Here is a 21,132-nt window from a genome sequence, read left to right as displayed (position 1 = left end):
GCCCGGTCGCCGCGGACTCGCTCGCCTGCCGCGCCGCGCGTGCCGTCTCCAGCGCGCGCCTGGCCTCGGGCAGCTCGCTCAGCAGCGGCCCCGGCCGCAGGCTCAGCAGGGCTTCGAGCAGCTGCGGCCGGCGCAGATCGGCGACGACCGCGGCCGGCTCCGGCTCCCGCACCAGGCGGAACAGTGCGGAGACCGCCAGCTCGGGGTCGAGCAGACCGGGCGGCTGCCCGGTGCCTGACGCCGTGCCGGCCGCCGTGCCTGACGCCGTGTCGGCCGCGGTGCCGGACTCAGTGTCGGGCGCCGTGGACGGTGTGTCTGCGGCCATACCGCCGCCGCCCCACGCGCCCCAGGCGACGGAGGTCGCGGGGAGGCCCAGCGAGCGCCGTCGTTCGGCCAGCGCGTCGAGGACGGCGTTGGCCGCGGCGTAGTTGGCCTGGCCCGGGTTGCCGACCGAGCCTGCGACCGACGAGAACAGCGCGAACACCGAGAGGTCCAGCTCGCGGGTCAGCTCGTCGAGCAGCAGGGCCGAGGCGACCTTCGACCGGAACACCGTCCCGAACCGCTCGGGTGTCAGACCGGTCAGCGCGCCGTCGTCCAGCACGCCGGCCGTGTGCACCACAGCGGTCAACGGGCAGTCGGCCGGGATCTCTTCGAGCACCTGGCGCAGCTGCTCACGGTCGGCCGCGTCGCAGGCGGCAAGGGTGACGTCCACGCCGAGGTCCGTCAGCTCCGCCTGCAACTCCCGCGCGCCCGGGGCGTCCGGGCCACGGCGGCTGAGCAGGACGAGACGGCGGGCGCCCTCGCTCGCGAGCCGACGGGCCACCCGCGCGCCGAGCGCGCCGGTACCGCCGGTGATGAGCACGGTGCCCGACGGCTCCCAGCGCTCCTCGCGTTCCCCCACGGTCTCCGCCGTGGGGGCGGGCACCATCCGCCTGCCGAACGCTCCTGAGGCGCGGACGGCGACCTGGTCCTCGTCGCCCCGGCCCGCCAGCACGGCCACGAACCGCCGTACGGCCCGGTCGTCCAGCTCCGCCGGGAGATCGGCCAGACCGCCCCAGAGCTGCGGGTGTTCGAGCGCGGCGACCCGGCCGAGGCCCCATACGGCGGCCTGCGCCGGGCTGACCGGCGCATCGGACCGGCCGACCGACACCGCGCCCCTGGTGACCGCCCACAGCGGGGCCGCGAGGTCGGCGTCGGCGAGTGCCTGGACGAGAGCGGCGGTGGAGAGCAGGCCGCCGGGCACCCCGGTACGATCTGACGTTTCGTCAAGTGCCAGCAGTGACACGACCCCGGCGATGTCACCGCCGCTCGACGCCACCGCGTCGGACAGCCGTTCCGCGCAGTCGCTCGCGGTGTCACCGGCGTCCACGCGCACCGCGGCCTGTCCGAGACCCGCGATCAGTGGGGTCACCCATGCGTCGTCGCATGCGGTCGGGACCATTACCAGCCAGGTCCCCGGCAGGGTGGCCACGGAGCTGTCCAGGGTCAGGGGCTGCCAACTCGCGCGGTAGCGCCAGGTGTCGACGGTCGAGCGGGCCTTGCGCCGGCTGCGCCACGACGACAGTGCGGGCAGTACGGCCCCGAGGGAGTCACCGTCCACGTCCAGGCCCGCCGACAGGGACGCCAGGTCCGCGCTCTCCACCGCCGCCCAGAACTCCGCGTCGGCCGGGTCGGCACTGTCCGCGGACACGGCGGGGGCCACCTCGGGCCAGAACCGCTCGCGCTGGAAGGCGTAGGTGGGCAGATCGACCCGCCGGGCGCCGGTACCGGCGAAGATCCCGGTCCAGTCGACGGGGGTGCCGGTCACGTACAGCCGTCCCAGCGCGCTGATCAGCGCCGTCTCCTCGTAGCGGTCCTTGCGCAGTGCGGGGACCACTTCGGCGTCGCCGGGCAGGGACTCGCGCGCCATCGCCGACAGCACCCCGTCGGGGCCCAGCTCCAGGAACGAACCGACGCCCTGCTCGGCCAACGTCCTCATTGCGTCGGCGAATCGGACGGACTCACGAACGTGCCGTACCCAGTAGTCGGGCGTGCACAGCTCCTCGGCGCTCGCGAGATCACCGGTCAGGTTCGACACGACGGGGATCCGCGGCGCCTCGAAGGCCAGGGTCTGCGCCACCGCGCGGAACTCGTCCAGCATCGGGTCCATCAGCGGCGAGTGGAACGCGTGCGAGACCCGCAGCCGGTTGGTCTTACGGCCCTGCTCCACGAGCTGTGCGGCGACCGCGGACACCGCGTCGTCATCACCTGAAATGACTGCTGAGGAGGGTCCGTTGACCGCCGCGATCGACACACCGTCGACCAGCAGCGGCAGCACCTCGTCCTCCGTCGCCTGGACCGCGACCATCGCACCACCGGCAGGCAGCGCCTGCATCAGCTTCGCGCGCGCCGCGACCAGACGTGAGGCGTCCGCCAGCGAGAGCACCCCGGCGACATGAGCCGCCGCGATCTCACCGATCGAGTGGCCCGCCACGAAGTCCGGGGTGACACCCCACGACTCGACCAGCCGGAACAACGCCACCTCGACCGCGAACAACCCCGGCTGCGTATAGCCGGTCTTGTTCAACAGCTCCGCATCGTCACCCCAGATGACATCCCTCAGCGAACGGCCCAACTCACCGTCCAGCTCGGCAAGTACGGCATCCAGCGCGTCCGCGAAGACGGGGAACCTGGCGTACAGCTCCCGGCCCATGCCCAGCCGCTGCGAACCCTGCCCCGAGAAGAGCACCGCCGATGTCCGATCGGTGGCCGTCCCTCGGGCGACGTCCACGACGCCGTCTCCGGTGGCCAGCAGCACGGCGCGGTGTTCGAACGCCGACCGGCTGGTCGCCAGCGAGAAACCGACATCCACCGGGGAGTGCCCGGTGTGGTGCTTCGCGAAGGCGCGGATCCGGCTTATCTGGCCGTCCAGGGCTGCTTCGTTCTTGGCCGACACGAGCCAGGGCACCGCGCGGGGCGCCACGTCCGGCGTGACCGGCGACCGGTCAGCGCCGTTCGGCGCCGGGTCGGGCTGCTCCAGGACCACATGCGCGTTGGTGCCGCTGATGCCGAAGGACGACACACCGGCCCTGCGCGCGCGTCCGGTCTCCGGCCACGCGGTGTTCTCCGCCAGCAGTTCCACGGCGCCGGCCGTCCAGTCGACGTGCGACGAAGGCTCGGTGAGGTGCAGGGTGCGCGGCAGTGTGCCGTGCCGCAGCGCCATCACCATCTTGACCAGCCCGGCGGCGCCCGCCGCTGCCTGCGTGTGACCGATGTTGGACTTGACCGAGCCGAGCAGCAGCGGCCGGTCGGCCGCGCGGTCCTGGCCGTACGTGGCGAGCAGCGCCTGCGCCTCGATCGGGTCGCCGAGCGGCGTACCCGTACCGTGCGCCTCCACCGCGTCCACCTCGGCCGGGTCCAGACCCGCGTTGGCCAGGGCCTGCCGGATGACGCGCTGCTGGGCCGGGCCGTTCGGCGCTGTCAGGCCGTTCGAAGCGCCGTCCTGGTTGACCGCGCTGCCCCGGACGACCGCAAGCACCTGGTGTCCGTTGCGGCGCGCGTCCGACAGCCGCTCCACGACGAGTACGGCAGCGCCCTCGGACCAGCCGGTGCCGTCCGCCGAGTCGGAGAACGCCTTGCACCGGCCGTCGCCGGCCAGTCCGCCCATCCGGGAGAAGCCGGCGAAGTTGGCCGACGTGGTCATCACGGTCACACCGCCGGCGAGGGCGAGCGAGCACTCACCGCTGCGCAGTGCCTGGGCGGCGAGGTGGAGGGACACCAGGGACGAGGAGCAGGCGGTGTCGACCGACATCGCCGGGCCTTCGAGCCCGAGCGCGTACGCCAGCCGTCCGGAGACGACGCTGACGGCGAGGCCCGTGGTCGCGTGGCCCGCCATGTCGTCCTTGGAGCGCATGACGAGCCCGACGTAGTCCTGGCCGCTCACCCCGACGAAGACACCGGTCCGGCTGCCGCGCAGGGTCGCCGGGTCGATGCCGGCCCGCTCGGCGGCCTCCCAGGAGACTTCGAGCAGCACGCGCTGCTGCGGGTCCATGGCAAGGGCCTCGCGCGGCGAGATCCCGAAGAACTCGGCGTCGAAGTCGGCCACGTCCCGCAGGAATCCGCCCTGTCCCTCGGTGGCGCCGATGGTGGAATCGGCCTGCCAGCCACGGTCGGTGGGGAATCCGGTGATGGCGTCCTCGCCGGAGAGCACGAGGTCCCAGAGTCCTTCGGGGGATTCGACCCCGCCGGGGAAGCGGCAGCTCATCCCGACGATCGCGATGGGCTCGTCGGTGTCGTCGGCGGCGCGTGCCGACTCGCGTGCGGTGACGGCCGCGATGTCGGCGGCGCCGACCAGTTCGTCCAGCAGGTAGCCGGCAAGGCGGGTGGGCGTGGGGTAGTCGAAGATCAGGGTGGCGGGCAGCGTCAGGCCCGTGGCGGCGGAGAGCCGGTTGCGCAGTTCGACGGCGGTCAGCGAGTCGAAGCCCAGCTGGCGGAACTCCCGTTCGGCGACGATGGCTTCGGGTGAGGAGTGCGCGAGCACCACGGCCGCTTCGGTGCGGACCAGATCGACCAGCAGCCGGGGGCGCTCGTGCTCACTGAGCGCGGCCAGCCGCTCGACGAGACCTGCCCGGGACACGCCGGCCGCGCCGGACTTGGCCGCGCGGCGGCCGGTGCGTACGAGCCCGCGCAGGAGGGCGGGGACGCCGGCTGCCGCGGGGATCGCGCCGCCGCCGATGCCGAGCGGGACAACCAGTGCCTCGTCGCTGCCTGTCGCGGCGTCGAAGAGGGCGAGGCCCTGCTCCACGGACAGCAGGGGCATTCCGGAGCCGCTGACCCTGCGGACGTCCTTGTCCTCCAGGGTGCTGGTCATGCCGACGCCCTGCTCCCAGGCGCCCCAGGCGAGGGAGAGTCCTGGCAGTCCCTGCGCGCGCCGGTGGGCGGCGAGCGCGTCGAGGAACGTGTTGCCCGCCGCGTAGTTGGCCTGTCCCGGGCCGCCCATGACGCCGGCCGTGGACGAATACACCACGAAGGCAGCGAGATCGAGATGGCGGGTCAGTTCGTGCAGGTGCCAGGCCGCGTCGACCTTCGGCCGCAGGACATGGTCCAGCCGCTCAGGCGTCAGCGAACCGACCACGCCGTCGTCCAGCACCCCCGCCGTGTGCACCACGGCCGTCAGCGGATGGCCGGAAGGCACCGAGGCCAACAGCCCGGCCAGCGCATCCCGGTCCGCCACATCACATGTCTCGACAGCGACCTCGGCGCCCAGCGTCCGCAGCTCGGCGGCCAACGCGGCGGCGCCCGGCGCCTCGATACCGCGCCGGCTGGTCAAGAGCAGCTGCCTCACGCCGCGTTCAGCGACGAGATGCCGGGCCAGTACCCCACCGAGACCGCCGGTCCCGCCGGTGATCAGGACGGTTCCTTCGGCGTCCCATACGGGCGGCATGGTCAGCACGATCTTGCCCACGTGCTTGGCCATGCTCATGAACCGGAACGCGCCCCGCGCCCGGCGTACGTCCCAGGTGCGGACCGGCAGCGGCTCCAGCACTCCCTGCTCGAACAGCTCCATGAGAGCGGTCAGCATCCGCTGGATACCGGCCGGGTCCACCCAACCGAGGTCGAACGAGCGGTAGTTCACTCCGTCGGGCAGCTCCGCCTCGTCGCGGATGTCGGTCTTGCCCATCTCCAGGAACCGGCCGCCGGGCGCGGTCAGCCGCAGCGAAGCGTCCACGAACTCGCCCGCGAGCGAGTTCAGTACGACATCGACACCCCGGCCGCGGGTGACCGCGTCGAACGCCGTCGCGAAGTCCGTCGTACGCGAGGAAGCGATGTGATCGTCAGCGACACCCAGCGACCGCAGGACGTCCCACTTGCCCTCACTCGCCGTCGCGAACACCTCGGCGCCCAGATGGTTCGCCACCTGGATCGCCGCCATCCCCACACCACCGGCGCCCGCGTGGATCAGCACCTTCTCACCGCGCTGAAGCCCGCCCAGCTCCGCCAGCGCGTGGTAGGCCGTCAGGAACACCAGCGGCATGGAAGCCGCCGTCTCCCACGACCACCCCTCGGGTACGGGGGTCATCCGGCGTTCGTCGCCGACGACATGGGTGCCGAAGCCGCCGAACAGCATGCCGGTGACCCGGTCGCCGACCCGCAGATCGGTCGCGTCAGGGCCGGTCCCGACCACCACACCGGCCGCCTCGGAGCCGAACAGCCCCGCGTCGCCGGGGTACATGCCCAGGGCGTTGAGGACATCGCGGAAGTTCACGCCCGCAGCGCGGACCTCGACCCGTACGTCACGTCCGGTCAGCGGCTCCAGGACCTCGGGGAACGGCGCCAGCGTGAGCCCGTCCAGGCTGCCCTTCGCCCGGCTGCCCAGCCGCCACGGCGCCCCGGCCGGGGGTACGAGCCCCGTGCCCGACTCCAGCCGCGCGAGCCGGCCGACCCGCAGCGCGCCCGCGCGGACCACGGCCTGCGGTTCGTCAACGTCGACCAGGCCCGGCAACGCGGAGAGTACGGCTGCCGATTCGTCCGACGCGTCCACGTCCACCAGCAGGAACCGGCCCGGGTTCTCCGCCTGCGCGGACCGTACAAGACCCCAGACGGAGGCGGCGGCCACGTCGGAGACGTCTTCCGCGCCGTCCTCGACCGCGCCGCGCGTGACGAACACCAGCAGCGAGGCGGCGAACCGGTCGTCGGCCAGCCACTCCCGCACCAACGTCAGCGCGTGACCGGCGAGTTCGTGCGCGGACTCGGCGACGCGCGCGCTGTCGCCCTGGAGCGGCACGGCCACGACCTCCGGCACCGTCCCGCCGTCGGCCAGCTCGTCGAGCGTGGCGACCGGAGGGCTGAGCCGTATCCCGGCCGTCGCGCCGAGAGCGGTCGTCAGGCCCAGGTCGTCCCGGCCGAGCACCACCCAACCGGTGTCCTCGGAGACCTTCTCCGGCTTGCCCTGCACCCAGTCGACCCGGAACAGCGAGTTCAGTTCGTCGCGGCGGGCCGTGGCCGCCGGCTGGGGTCCCGCAGCGCGCAGGACCAGCGACTCCACCGAGATCACCGGCTCGCCCTGCGGGTCGACGGCCGCCAGCCGTACCGAGTCCTGGCCGTTGCTGGTCACCCGTACGCGCAGGCCGGACGCCCCTGAGGCGTGCAGCGACACACCGTTCCACGCGAACGGCAGCAGGCTGCGGTCGTCGCCGTCCGCGCTCGCGAACACCGTGCTGTGCAGGACGGAGTCGAACAGCGCCGGGTGCATCCCGTAGGAGTCCGCGTCGCTGACGTCACGGTCGAGTGCCACCTCGGCGAAGATCTCGTCGCCACGGCGCCAGACGGCGCGCAGCCCGCGGAAGGCGGGGCCGTACTCAAGACCGTTGCCCGCGTAGCGGTCGTACAGACCCGCCACGTCCACCACGGTCGCGCCCTTGGGCGGCCATACGGAGGCGTCGAAGTCGAGCCGCCGCTCCCCTTCACCGATCCGCCCGGAGGCGTGCAGTGTCCACTCGTCGTCGGGGGCGTCGGCGGGGCGTGTGTAGAACCGCAGTTCACGGCGGCCTTCGTCGTCGGCGCCGCCGACGGCGATCTGGACCTGGACCGCGCCGGTGCGGGGCAGGATGAGCGGGGCCGCCAGCATCAGTTCCTCGACCCGGTCACAGCCGGCCTGGTCGGCGGCGCGGATCGCCAGCTCCAGGAATCCGGTGCCGGGGAAGAAGACCATGCCGCTGACGACATGGTCCGCCAGCCAAGGGTGGGTGGCCAGCGACAGCGTGCCGGTGAGCAGCAGTTCGTCGGAGCCGGCCACGGACATGGCGGCGCCGAGCAGCGGGTGGTTGGCGGAGGTCAGCCCAAGCCCGGCCGCGTCCGCGGGACGGAAGGTCGTCTTCGGCCAGAACCGCTCGTGCTGGAAGGCGTACGTCGGCAGCTCGACCTGACGCGCGCCGGTTCCGGCGAAGAACGCCGGCCAGTCGACGCGTACGCCGCGCACATGCAGCTGGGCCAGCGCGGTGACGGCCGAGGTCTCCTCGGGCCGGTCCTTGCGGAGTGACGGTACGGTCGCCGCGCCGCCCGGGACCGATTCCTGCGCCATGGCGGAGAGCACACCGTCAGGCCCCAGCTCCAGGAACGTGGCCACACCCTGCTCGCCCAACGTCCCTACGCCATCGGCGAATCGGACCGCCTCGCGGACATGCCGGACCCAGTACCCGGCGGAGCACAACTCGTCGGCGCTCGCGAGCCGGCCGGTCAGATTCGATACCACCGGCACCGAAGGCTCGGCGTACGTCAGGGTCTCCGCGACGGCACGGAAGTCGTCCAGCATCGGGTCCATCAGCGGCGAGTGGAAGGCGTGCGAGACGCGCAGCCGGCTCGTCTTACGACCCTGCTCCTGGAGCCGGGAGGCGACCGCGAGGACAGCGTCCTCGGCACCCGAAACCACCACGGACGAGGGCCCGTTGACGGCCGCGACCGACACACCGTCGACCAGCAGCGGCAGCACCTCGTCCTCCGTCGCCCGCACCGCCACCATCGCACCACCGGCCGGCAGCGCCTGCATCAACGAAGCACGCGCCGCCACCAAACGGCACGCGTCAGTCAACGAGAACACTCCGGCGACGTGTGCGGCGGCGATCTCACCGATCGAATGCCCTGCCACGAAGTCCGGTGCCAGACCCCAGGACTCCCACAGCCGGAACAGCGCGACCTCGACCGCGAACAGCGCGGGCTGCGCGCAGCCGGTCCCGTTCAGCAGGTCCGCGTCGTCGCCCCAGATGACGTCTCGCAGCGGACGGTCCAACTCGCCGTCCAGCTCGGCCAGTACGGCATCCAGCGCCTCCGCGAAGACCGGGAACCGCTCGTACAGCTCCCGGCCCATGCCGAGCCGCTGCGAGCCCTGACCCGAGAACAGCACCGCGTACTTCGTACGCCCGGTCACCGTGCCCTCGACCGCGCCCGGGGCCGCGCCGTCGGCGAGCCAGGCCTCCAGCGCCCGGCGGCCCGCTGCGGCGGTCCCGTCGGCGACAACGGCAAGGCGGTGCTCCATGCTCGCCCTGGTCGTCGCCAGGGACAGCGCCATGTCCACAGGACGCAGATCCGGTTCGCGCTCAAGTCGGCCGAGCAGCACGGTCGCCTGGTCCCGCAGTGCCTCGGCGGTCCGTCCCGAGACGACCCACGGCACAGCGGTGGCAGCGCGGGTGGGGGCGGTCTCCGCCGGTTCGGCGGGGGCGGCCTCGACGGCCGGGGCCTGCTCGATGATCACGTGCGCGTTGGTGCCGCTGACCCCGAACGAGGAGACTCCCGTACGGCGCGGGCGGCCCGCGTCCGGCCACTCGCGGGCCTCGGTGAGCAGGTCGACCTTGCCCGCCGACCAGTCGACGTGCGACGAGGGCTCGTCCGCGTGCAGGGTCTTCGGGACGACGCCGTGCCGCATCGCCATGACCATCTTGATGACGCCCGCGACGCCGGAAGCGGCCTGGGTGTGGCCGATGTTGGACTTCACCGAGCCGAGCAGCAGTGGCCGTTCGCGGTCCTGGCCGTAGCCGGCGATGAGGCTCTGTGCCTCGATGGGGTCGCCCAGCGGTGTGCCCGTGCCGTGCGCCTCCACCACATCGACGTCGGCGGGGGCGAGCCCCGCGTTGGCGAGCGCCTGCCGGATGACCCGCTGCTGCGAGGGGCCGTTGGGCGCGGTGAAGCCGTTGGAGGCGCCGTCCTGGTTGACCGCGGAGCCGCGGACCAGGGCCAGGACGGGGTGTCCGTTGCGCTGGGCGTCCGACAGGCGCTCCAGCATCAGCACACCGGCGCCCTCGGACCAGCCGGTGCCGTCGGCGGACTCGGCGAACGCCTTGCACCGGCCGTCGCGCGCCAGACCGCCCTGGCGGCTGAACTCGATCAGCGACCCGGGCGTGGACATCACATTGACGCCGCCCGCGAGCGCGAGACCGCACTCGCCGTTGCGCAGTGACTGCACGGCCAGGTGGAGGGCGACCAGCGACGACGAGCACGCGGTGTCGACCGTGATCGCGGGGCCTTCGAGCCCGAGGGTGTACGAGAGCCGGCCGGACACGGCGCTGGCGGCGATGCCGGTGCCCACGTCGCCGGTCGCGTCGTCGAGCGACCTGACCAGCAGGTAGGCGTAGTCCTGGCCGTTGGTGCCGATGAACGCGCCGGTCCTGGAGCCCCGCAGCGTGGTGGCGTCGATGCCGGACCGCTCGACGGCCTCCCAGGTGGTCTCCAGCAGCAGCCGCTGCTGGGGGTCCATGGTGGCCGCCTCGCGGGGCGAGATGCCGAAGAAACCGGGGTCGAAGTCGGCCACGCAGTCCAGGAATCCGCCCTGTTGGCTGACGGAGGTGTCGCGCGCGTCGGTGGAGCTGTCGCGCAGCGCTTCCAGGTCCCAGCCCCGGTCGGTGGGGAATCCGGAGATGGCGTCGGTGCCGGAGGCGACGAGGTCCCAGAGTCCTTCGGGGGAGACGACGTCGCCGGGGAACCGGCAGCTCATTCCGACGACGGCGATGGGTTCCTTGGCCGCCGCGACGAACATGCGGTTCTGCCGCCTGAGCCGCTCGGCCTCCTTCATCGAGGCGCGGAGTGCTTCTACGACACCCGCGGTGGGGGCATTTTCGGTGGGGGCATTCATCGTCTGCTCCGTCACTCTCGCGCTACAGGTCGGACTGGCCGTTGAGCGCGGCCCGCACCAGGTCAGCCACGTCCATCGAGTCGATGGACTCCTTGGGTTCGCCGTCCTCCGCCGGGGCTGCCCCGCCCCGCTCCGCAAACTGGAGCAGCGGCTCGAGTACGCCGATGTCCCGCAGTCGCGCGAGCGGTACGGAGGCCAGCAGGGCCCGGATCTCGGTCTCTTGTGCGTCGGTGTGTGCTTCGGGGCCCTGGTCGGGGACGAGTTGGCCGAGCACATGCTCGGCGAGGGCCGTGGGGGTCGGATGGTCGAAGGCGAGTGTCGCCGTGAGGCTCAGGCCGGTCGCCGCGTTGAGCTGGTTGCGCAGCTCGACGGCTCCGAGCGAGTCGATGCCGAGGTCGCGGAAGGACCGTTCGGCGCCGACGGCGTCGGTGTCCGGGTAGCCCAGTACCTGGGCGGCCCGGGTACGGACCAGATCCACGACGACGTCCAGGCGCCGGCCCGCCGGCAGGCCCATGAGCCGGTCCCGCAGGCCGTGTTCGTCCTTGCCGCTCCCGGGCGCCGCGGCCCGCGCCGCCAGCATGTCCCGGTATCCGGGGAACTCCTTGAGCAGGGCGCTCGGCCGGGCGGCGCCGAAGGCACCCACGAAACGCTCGACGGCGACCTCGGCGACCACCGCGGTCGGCTCGGGCTCCATGACCAGCCTGAGCAGTGCCTCGCAGGCCAGCTCCGGGTCCATGGCGCCGACCCCGGCGCGCTTGGCCGCTTCGTCGGCGCCTGCTCCCTCGGCCATCCCGCCGCCGCCCCAGGCTCCCCAGGCGATCGAGGTCGCCGGGAGATCCAGTGCCCTGCGCCGCTCGGCCACGGCGTCGAGCACCGCGTTGGCCGCCGCGTAGTTGGCCTGGCCGAGGTTGCCGACGGCGGCCGACGCGGAGGAGAAGAGCACGAAGGCCGTGAGGTCGAGCTCGCGGGTCAGCTCATCGAGCAGCAGGGCCGAGGTCACCTTCGCGCGGAACACCGCCTCGAACCGCTCGGGGGTGAGCCGGTCGAGCACCCCGTCGTCCAGGACCCCGGCCGCGTGCACCACGCCGGTCAGCGGGTGCTCGGCCTGGATGTCCGCGAGTACGGCGGCCAGTTGGGCGCGGTCGGCGACGTCGCACGCGGCGACGGTGACATCGGCGCCCAGCTTGTCGAGTTCGTCCCGCAGGGCCTCGGCGCCCGGTGCGTCCGGGCCGCGGCGGCTGAGCAGCACCAGATGCTGAACGCCGTCCCTGGCCAGCCGGCGGGCCACATGGGCGCCGAGGGCGCCGGTGCCACCGGTGATCAGTACCGTGCCGCCCTTCGGGTCCCATGCGCGGGCGGGCTGCTTGCCGGGGGCCCGCACCAGTCGTCGGGCGAGGACGGCGGAGGCCCGTACGGCGATCTGGTCCTCGCCTTCCGTCCCGGCGAGCGCTCCGGCGAAGCCTGCGGCCGTACGCTCGTCCAGCCGCTCGGGCAGGTCGATCAGACCGCCCCAGCGCTCGGGGTATTCGAGCGCCGCGACCCGGCCCAGGCCCCACACGGCGGCCTGGAGCGGGTTGCGTGGTGTGTCCGTGCGGTGCACGGACACGGCTCCCCGGGTGACGGACCAGAGCGGCGCGTCGATCCCGGCGTCACCCAGCGCCTGGAGCAGCACAGCGGTGAGGGCGACGCCCTCGGGCACGCTGCCCGGCACGGTGTCGCGCAGCGCGAGGAGCGAGACGACCCCGGCGAACGGCGCGCCGTCCTCGGCGGCCGTCTGCTCGGCGAGGGCGCGCAGCTCGCCGGCCAGCGCGGCCCGGTCCTGCGGTCCTGGTGCCACCGGTACCCGTACGACGTTGGTGCCCAGCGCGTCGAGCGCGGCGGCGACCCAGGCGTCCTCGGTGTGTTCCTCGGGCACCACGGCGAGCCATGTACCGCTCAGGGGCTTGCGGTTGGCGGTACTGGCGCCGGCCAGTGACTTCCATACGATGCGGTGCCGCCAGCTTTCGACGACCGACTCGTCCTGGCGGTTCCTGCGCCAGTCGAGGAGCGCGGGCAGCACCTTCGACAGTGTGTCGCCCTCGATGTCCAGGACGGATTCCAGGGAGCTGAAGTCCTCCTGCTCCACCGCTTCCCAGAACGCGCGGTCCGTCGCGTCGGACTCCTGCGGGGCGGCGGCCGGTACGGTCGCGCCGGGCAGGGAGTCCGGCCAGAACCGGTCGCGCTGGAAGGCGTACGTCGGCAGGTCGACCCACTGGGCGCCGGTGCCGGCGAAGAACGCGGACCACCTCGGGCCCGCCCCGAGGACGTGCAGCCGGGCGACTGCGGCGACCAGGGTCGCTTCCTCGTCGCGGCCCTCGCGCAGGACCGGTACGGCCGTCGCGCCCTGCGGCGCCGACTCCTGGGCCATGGCGGCGAGCACCGCGTCCGGGCCCAGTTCCAGGAAGGTGGTGACGCCCCGGTCCGTCAACGTCCTTACCCCGTCGGCGAATCGGACGGCTTCGCGGACGTGCCGTACCCAGTAGTCGGGCGAGCACAGCTCGTCGGCGGTCGCCAGGGCGCCGGTCAGGTTCGACACCAGCTGGATCCGGGGCGCCTCGAAGGTCAGGCTTCGGGCCACCGCGCGGAACTCGTCCAGCATCGGGTCCATCAGCGGCGAGTGGAACGCGTGCGAGACCCGCAGCCGGCTGGTCTTACGGCCCTGCTCCGCGAAGTGCGCGGCGACCTTCAGAGCCGCGTCCTCGTCACCCGAAATCACCACCGAGGAAGGCCCGTTGACGGCTGCGACCGAGACGCCGTCGACCAGCAGCGGAAGAACCTCGTCCTCCGTCGCTTGGACCGCGACCATCGCACCACCGGCAGGCAGCGCCTGCATCAACGAAGCACGCGCCACCACCAGACGCGACGCGTCCGCCAGCGAGAACACCCCGGCCACATGAGCAGCGGCGATCTCACCGATCGAGTGCCCCGCCACGAAGTCCGGGACCACACCCCACGACTCGACCAGCCGGAACAACGCCACTTCGATCGCGAACAACGCCGGCTGGGCAGAGCCCGTCCCGTTCAGCGGGTCGGCGTCGTCACCCCAGATGACATGCCGGAGCGAGCGGCCCAACTGGGCTTCCAGCTCGGCCAGTACGGCGTCCAGCGCGTCGGCGAAGGCGGGGAACCGGCCGTACAGCTCCCGGCCCATCCCCAGCCGCTGCGAGCCCTGTCCCGAGAACAGGAACGCGCGCTTGCCGACCCGTTCCACGTGGTGCTCGACCAGCTGCGGGACCGTGCTGCCTCCGGCGAGGGCGGCGAGCCCGTCGAGCAGACCCTCGCCCCCGGTCACGGAGACGGCGGCCCGGTGCTCGAAGGCGGAGCGGGTGGTCGCGAGGGAGAAGGCCAGATCGGTCAGGGGGGTGTCCGGGTGCGCCGTCACGTGGGCGAGCAGCCGTCGGGCCTGGTCGCGCAGCGCGCTCTCGGTCCTGCCGGACAGCAGCACCGGCAGCGTGCCCGGCTCGCGTGCGGCCTCTTCGGCCCCCTCGGGAGCGGTGGGAGCCGGGGCGGCGGCGTCGGTCCCCGGTGCCTGTTCCAGGATGACGTGCGCGTTCGTACCGCTGGCGCCGAACGAGGAGACCCCGGCGCGACGCGGGCGGCCCGCTTCCGGCCAGGCGACCGGTTCGGTGAGCAGCAGGGCAGCGCCCGCCGTCCAGTCCACATGCGACGACGGTGTTCGAGCGTGGAGCGACTTGGGCAGGGTGCCGTGCCGCATCGCCATCACCATCTTGATCACCCCGGCGACGCCCGAAGCGGCTTGGGTGTGACCGATGTTGGACTTGAGCGAGCCGAGCAGCACGGGGCGCTGCGGGTCGCGGTCCTGGCCGTAGGTGGCGAGCAGGGACTGTGCCTCGATCGGGTCACCGAGTTTGGTGCCCGTGCCATGTGCCTCGACGGCGTCCACATCGGCGGGCGCCAGGCCGGAGTTGGCGAGCGCCTGCCTGATCACCCGCTGCTGGGCCGGTCCGTTGGGCGCGGTCAGTCCGTTGGACGCGCCGTCCTGGTTGATGGCGGAGCCGCGCAGGACCGCGAGGACGTGGTGGCCGTTGCGCCGGGCGTCGGAGAGCCGCTCGACGACGAGCATGCCCACGCCCTCGGCCCAGCCGGTGCCGTCCGCCTCTTCGGAGAACGCCTTGCACCTGCCGTCGGTGGACAGGGCGCCCTGGGCGGTGAATTCCACGAAGCCCACCGGGGTGGCCATGACGGTGACTCCGCCGGCCAGCGCGATCGAGCACTCGCCCGAGCGCAGTGCCTGCGCGGCCAGGTGGAGTGCCACCAGGGACGAGGAGCAGGCCGTGTCCACCGAGACCGTGGGCCCCTGGAGGCCGAAGGAGTAGGCGAGCCGGCCGGAGAGGAGACTCGCCGACTGGGCGGTCTCCCACTGTCCGTACTCCGTCGGGGGCCGGTAGTCGCCGCTGCCGCCACCGACGTAGACGCCGGTGGTCGCGCTGCCGCGCAGGGTCGCCGCGTCGATGCCGGCCCGCTCCAGCGCCTCCCAGGCGGCTTCGAGCACGATGCGCTGCTGCGGGTCCATCACCATCGCCTCGCGGGGCGAGATGCCGAAAAGACCGGGGTCGAAGTCGGCCGCGTCGTAGAGAAAGCCGCCGTTGCCGGTGGCGCTGCGGCCCCGGCCGCCCGCTCCGCCGCCGCCGAGCAGGGTGTCGAGGTCCCAGCCGCGGTCGGTGGGGAACTCACCGACGGCGTCGGTCCCTTCGGTGACGAGCTTCCACAGGTCCTCGGGCGAGCCGACGCCTCCGGGGTAGCGGCAGGCCATGCCGACGATCGCGACGGGGTCGTCGCCGATGTGCCCGGACGCCGCCACGGGCACCGCGGCGTCGGGCAGTTCGCCGAGCAGCAACGTCCGCAGCCGGGTTGCCAGTTCGGCCGGGGTCGGGTGGTCGAAGACGAGGGTGGCCGGCAGGCTGAGGCCGGTCGCCGTCATGAGCTGGTCGCGCAGGTCGACCGCGGTCAGCGAGTCGAAGCCGAGGTCGCGGAACGGCAGGTCGGACTCGACCGCGTCGGCGCTCGTGTGGCCGAGCACCGTGGCGACCTTCTCCGTGACCAGCGAGAGCAGCGCGTCGGCCCGTTCGGTGTCGGGCAGTGCCAGCAGTTCCTGCCGGTAGCTCCCGGCGGCGGACTCCTCGTCCCTGCGGTCGTGTTCGGCCGCCGCGAGCGCGGCGCGGGCCTCCGGGATGTCCGCCAGCAGGGTGCTGCGGCGGCTCGCGGTGAAGGCGGGGGCGAAGGTCGCCCAGTCCACGTCGGCGACGGTCACGGCGCTCTCGCCGTCGGCGACGGTACGGCCGAGGGCGGCCAGCGCGGCGTCGGCGGCCATGACGGGCAGTCCGTTCAGCCGCAGGTGCGCGGCGGTCGCCCGGTCCACGGTGTCCGTCCAGGCGCCCCAGGCGACGGACAGGGCGGTGGCGCCCCGGTCGCGGCGCTGCCGGGCGACGGCGTCCATGTAAGCGCCGAGCGCGGCCGGTGTCTCCTGGCCGCGGACGCCCCAGACTCCGGCGACGGAGCCGAACAGGACGAACGCGTCCAGGGGCCGGTCGCCGAGCACGGCGTCGAGTTGGACGACTCCGGCCAGCGCCGCGGAGAGTGCGGCTGGTCCGGAGCCGGGCTCTGTGGTGTCGTCGGCGGCCTCTTCGGCGTGGACGACGGCGGTCAGCGGCCTGTCGTCGGGTATCGCCGCCAGCAGCGCGGTGAGCGCTTCGCGGTCGGACACCTCGCAGACGGCCGCGGTGACGGTGGCGCCGAGCGCGGTCAGTTCGGCTTCGAGCGCGGCGGCGTCCGCCGGCTCCGGCTCGTCGCGGGTGGTCAGTACGAGGTGCTGGGCGCCCTCGCGGGCCAGCCAGCAGGCGACCAGGCCGCCCGTCGTGCCCGTACCTCCGGTGACCAGGACCGTGCCGGTGGGCTGCCACGAGCCGCCCGCCGGGTCCGGTGCCGTACGGCTCAGCCGGCGCCCGAGGGCGCCGGTGGCGCGGACCGCGATCTGGTCCTCGCCGTCCTGGCCGGTCAGGGCGGCGGCGAAGGCGGCGGCCGCCCCGTCGTCGATGGTTTCCGGCAGGTCGACCAGGCCGCCCCAGCGGTCGGGGTGCTCCAGTGCCGTGACCCGGCCCTGGCCCCATACGGCGGCCTGTCCCGCGTGCAGCAGGGGCTCGGACGCGGCGGTGGAGACGGCGCCGCGTGTGACGCACCACAGCGGTGCATCGATGCCCGCCTCGTCGAGCGCCCGCAGCAGTGCGGTCGGCCAGGCGAGGTCCGGCGGCAGGTGCGCCCCGGTGGCCGCCGTGTCCGGGGCGGCGGTGGCGAGCAGCGACACGACACCGGCGTAACCGGTCCCTTCGCCGCGCGCCGTCGTCAGCAGCTGGGCCAGCCTCGCGTGGTCGTACGGGTCGGCCTCCACCCGTACCGCTCCCGCGCCGAGTGCGGTGACGGCGGCGGAGGTCCAGGTGTCGTCGGCGTCGGAGGCCGGCACGATGACGAGCCAGTCGCCGGACGGCGCTGCCGCGGCGGGCGCGGTCGCGGTGAGTGCGGTGAGCGGTGTCCAGGTCTCGCGGTAGCGCCAGTTCTCCCCCGCCGACTGCTCGCCGCGGCGGCGGCGCCACGCGGACAGCGCGGGCACCATGGCGGTGACGGTGTCGCCGTCCAGGTCGAGCGAGGCGGCCAGCGACTCCAGGTCCGCGCGCTCCACGGCCGACCAGAACTCGGCGTCGACGGGGTCGGGGGCGCCGAGGGCGGCCACGGCCGCGGGCTCGGGCCAGTACCGCTCGCGCTGGAAGGCGTACGTGGGCAGTTCGACGCGGGACGCTCCGGTACCGGCGAAGTACGCCGACCAGCGCGGTCCTGCGCCGTGCGTGTGCAGGGTGGCCAGCGCGGCGGTCACGGCCGCTTCCTCGCCCTGGTCCTTGCGGAGCAGCGGCACCACGGCCGGGGCGGGTTCGACGCCCTCCAGGCTCTGCTGGGCCATGGCCGACAGCACACCGTCCGGGCCGAGTTCCACGAAGGTGGAGACCCCGGCGTCCCGCAGGGTGCGGACACCGTCGGCGAACCGTACGGCTTCCCGCACGTGCCGTACCCAGTAGGCGGGCGAGGCCAGTTCCCGCGCCGTGGCGAGCCGGCCGGTCAGGTTCGACACGACGGGGATACGGGGCTCGTCGAACGCCAGGCTCTCGGTGACGCGGGCGAAGTCGGCGAGCATCGGGTCCATCAGCGGCGAGTGGAAGGCGTGCGAGACGCGCAGCCGCCGGGTGCGGCGGCCGTCGGCTGCGATCAGGTCGGCGATCACCTGGACGGCCTCCTCCGTGCCGGCCACGACGAGCGCCTGCGGCCCGTTGACCGCGGCGATCGAGACGTCGTCGCCGAGCAGCGGGGTGATCTCGTCCTCGGTGGCCTGCACAGCGACCATCGCGCCGCCCTGGGGCAGCGCCTGCATCAGCGAGGCGCGCGCGGCGACCAGCCGGCAGGCGTCGGCCAGGGTGAAGACGCCCGCAGCGTGCGCTGCGGCGATCTCACCGATCGAGTGTCCTGCCACGAAGTCCGGGGTCATGCCCCACGACTCCAGCAGCCGGAACAGCGCGACCTCGACGGCGAAGAGGGCCGGCTGGGTCCAGCCTGTCTCGTCCAGCAACTCCGCCTCGAAGGTGCCCGGTTCGGCGAACAGCACCTCACGCAGCGGGGACTTCAGCTCCGTGTCGAGATGGGCGAGCACCGCGTCGAGGGCCTCGGCGAAGACGGGGAACCGCTCGTACAACTCCCGTCCCATGGCGGCCCGTTGGCTGCCCTGGCCGGAGAAGAGGAACGCGGTCCTGCCGGGGACGCGGCTCGCGGCGCCGCGTGCGGCCTCCCGTACGCCGTCCGGTCCCGCGAGCAGTACGGCGCGGTGCGGGAAGAGCGTACGGTCCGAGGCGAGCGAGTGGCCGACGTCCAGGGCGGAGAGCCCGCTGTGCGGGGCCGCGTAGGCGGTGAGCCGGTCGATCTGGGCCTGGAGCGCGTCGCGGGTCCTGCCGGAGACGATCCACGGCACGAGCGTCGGCGCGACGGCGGGGGCCGCCGTCTCCGGCTCCGCGGCGGGCTGTTCGACGGCGGGTGCCTGCTCCACGATGACGTGCGCGTTCGTACCGCTGACGCCGAAGGCCGAGACACCGGCCCTGCGCGGCCGGCCGGTCTCCGGCCAGTCCGCGGGCTCACGCAGCAGCGAGACGGCCCCGGCCGACCAGTCGACGTGCCCCGAGGGGGTGTCGGCGTGCAGTGTCTTCGGCAGGGTGCCGTGCCGCATGGCCATCAGCATCTTGATCACACCGGCGACACCGGCCGCGGCCTGGGTGTGGCCGATGTTGGACTTGACCGTGCCGAGCAGCAGCGGGTGTTCGCGGCCCTGTCCGTACGTGGCCAGCAGCGCCTGTGCCTCGATCGGGTCGCCGAGGGTGGTGCCGGTGCCGTGCGCCTCGACGGCGTCGATGTCGGTGGTGGCGAGTCCGGCGTCGGCGAGCGCCTGCCGGATGACGCGCTGCTGCGAGGGGCCGTTGGGGGCGGTGAGTCCGTTGGACGCGCCGTCCTGGTTGACGGCGGTGCCACGGATGACGCCGCGCACCTCGTGCCCGTTGCGTACGGCGTCGGAAAGCCTCTCCAGGACGAGGATGCCGACGCCCTCGGACCAGGCGGTGCCGTCGGCGCTGTCGGAGAACGCCTTGCACCGGCCGTCGGGGGCGAGGCCGCCCTGGCGGCTGAACTCGACGAAGGAGTCGGGGCTCGACATCACCGAGACGCCGCCCGCGATCACCAGCGAGCACTCCCCCGAGCTGAGTGCCTTGCCCGCCCAGTGCATGGCCACCAGCGAGGACGAGCAGGCGGTGTCGACGGTGACGGCAGGGCCTTCGAGGCCGAGCGCGTAGGAGAGCCGGCCCGACATGACGCTGGCGGTGTTGCCGGTGGCCACATAACCCTGCACGTCCGACGCCGACCTGCGCAGCAGGGTCGGGTAGTCCTGTCCGTTGGTGCCGACGAAGACGCCGGTGGTGGAGCCGCGCAGCGCCGAGGGGTCGATACCGGCCCGCTCCAGCGCCTCCCAGGTGGCTTCGAGCAGCAGCCGCTGCTGCGGGTCCATCGCCAGGGCCTCGCGGGGCGAGATGCCGAAGAAGCGGGCGTCGAAGTCGGCCACGCCGGTGAGGAATCCGCCTTCGAGGGTGTCGGAAGCGCCGGCGCCGAGGGCGTCGATGTCCCAGCCCCGGTCGGCGGGGAACGGGGAGATGCCGTCGCCGCCGTCCTGGAGGAGCCGCCACAGCTCCTCGGGCGAGGAGACCCCGCCGGGGAAGCGGCAGCTGATGCCGACGACCGCGATCGGGTCGTCGTCCACGGCAGGCCGGGTGGCCGCCGGGAGCGCCGGGGTCTCGGGCAGCGAGCCGAGCAGTTCGGCGAGCAGGAACTCCGCCATCTCGTTCGGGGTGGGCAGGTCGTAGACGAGCGAGGCGGGCAGGGTGAGCCCGGTGACGGCGGAGAGGCTGTTGCGCAGTTCGAGGGTGGTCAGCGAGTCGAAGCCCAGGTCGCGGAAGGCGCGGTCGTCCTCGATGTTCCTGGCGTCGGAGTGCCCCAGTACGGCGGCGACCTGGGCGCGCAGCAGATCGAGCATGTGACGGCCGCGTTCGGCCTCGGGGAGTTCCGCGAGCCGCCGGCGCAGCTCGGGTTCGCCGGACGCGGTCCCCGCGGCGGCGACGGCGGCCTGCCGGATCTCGGGCAGGTCGGCGATGAACGGCAGCGGGCGGGTGGCGGCGAAGGCGGTACGGAAGCGGCTCCAGTCGATGTCGGCTATCGCGACGGCCGTGTCGTCGTGTTCGACGGCCTGGAACAGGGCGCGCACGGCGGGCTCAGGTGCCAGCGGCTCGAATCCGCCGCGCCGCACCCGGCTCTCGATCTCGGCGGCGTCGGCGACCATGCCGGAGCCGGCCCAGGGGCCCCAGGCGACGGACAGCGCCGTCAGACCGTGGGCGCGCCGGTATTCGGCGAGCGTGTCGAGATAGGCGTTGGCGGCGGCGTAGTTGCCCTGCCCGGCGGCGCCGAAGACGCCCGCGGTGGAGGAGAAGAGGACGAACGCCGACAGGTCGAGGTCGGCGGTGAGCTGGTGCAGGTTGAGTGCGGAGACGACCTTGGAGCGCAGTACCGGGGTGAGGTTGTCCGCTGTCAGTGCGTCCACGACGCTGTCGGCGACGACACCGGCCGTGTGGAACACCGCGGTGAGCGGCGCGTCGTCGGGAACGGTGGCGAGCAGATCCGCCAGGGCGTCGTGGTCGGCGGCGTCGCAGCCCGCGATGGTGACCCGGGCACCCAGCTCCTCCAGTTCGGCGCGCAGTTCGGCGGCGCCGGGCGCTTCCGCGCCGCGCCTGCTGGTGAGCAGCAGATGGCCGGCGCCGGCCCTGGCGAGCCCGCGGGCGAGGTGCCCGCCGAGGCCGCCGGTGCCGCCGGTGATCAGTACGGTGCCGGACGTGTCGAGCCGGCGG

Annotated in this window: 1 protein-coding gene and 1 pseudogene; both read right to left on the bottom strand. The window is 73.4% G+C overall.

Translation table 11 applies throughout. The features are described 5' to 3' along the window. A pseudogene (locus HY68_RS45640) lies at positions 1-10,564 on the bottom strand (type I polyketide synthase); the annotation flags it as partial. A gap of 58 nt (positions 10,565-10,622) precedes the next feature. Then, a partial coding sequence (locus HY68_RS40150) for a type I polyketide synthase (protein WP_041994264.1) occupies positions 10,623-21,132 on the bottom strand: 10,510 nt, incomplete at its 5' end.

Source organism: Streptomyces sp. AcH 505 (assembly GCF_000818175.1).
Classification (GTDB): domain Bacteria; phylum Actinomycetota; class Actinomycetes; order Streptomycetales; family Streptomycetaceae; genus Streptomyces.
This window is presented reverse-complemented; position numbering and strand designations above follow the sequence as displayed.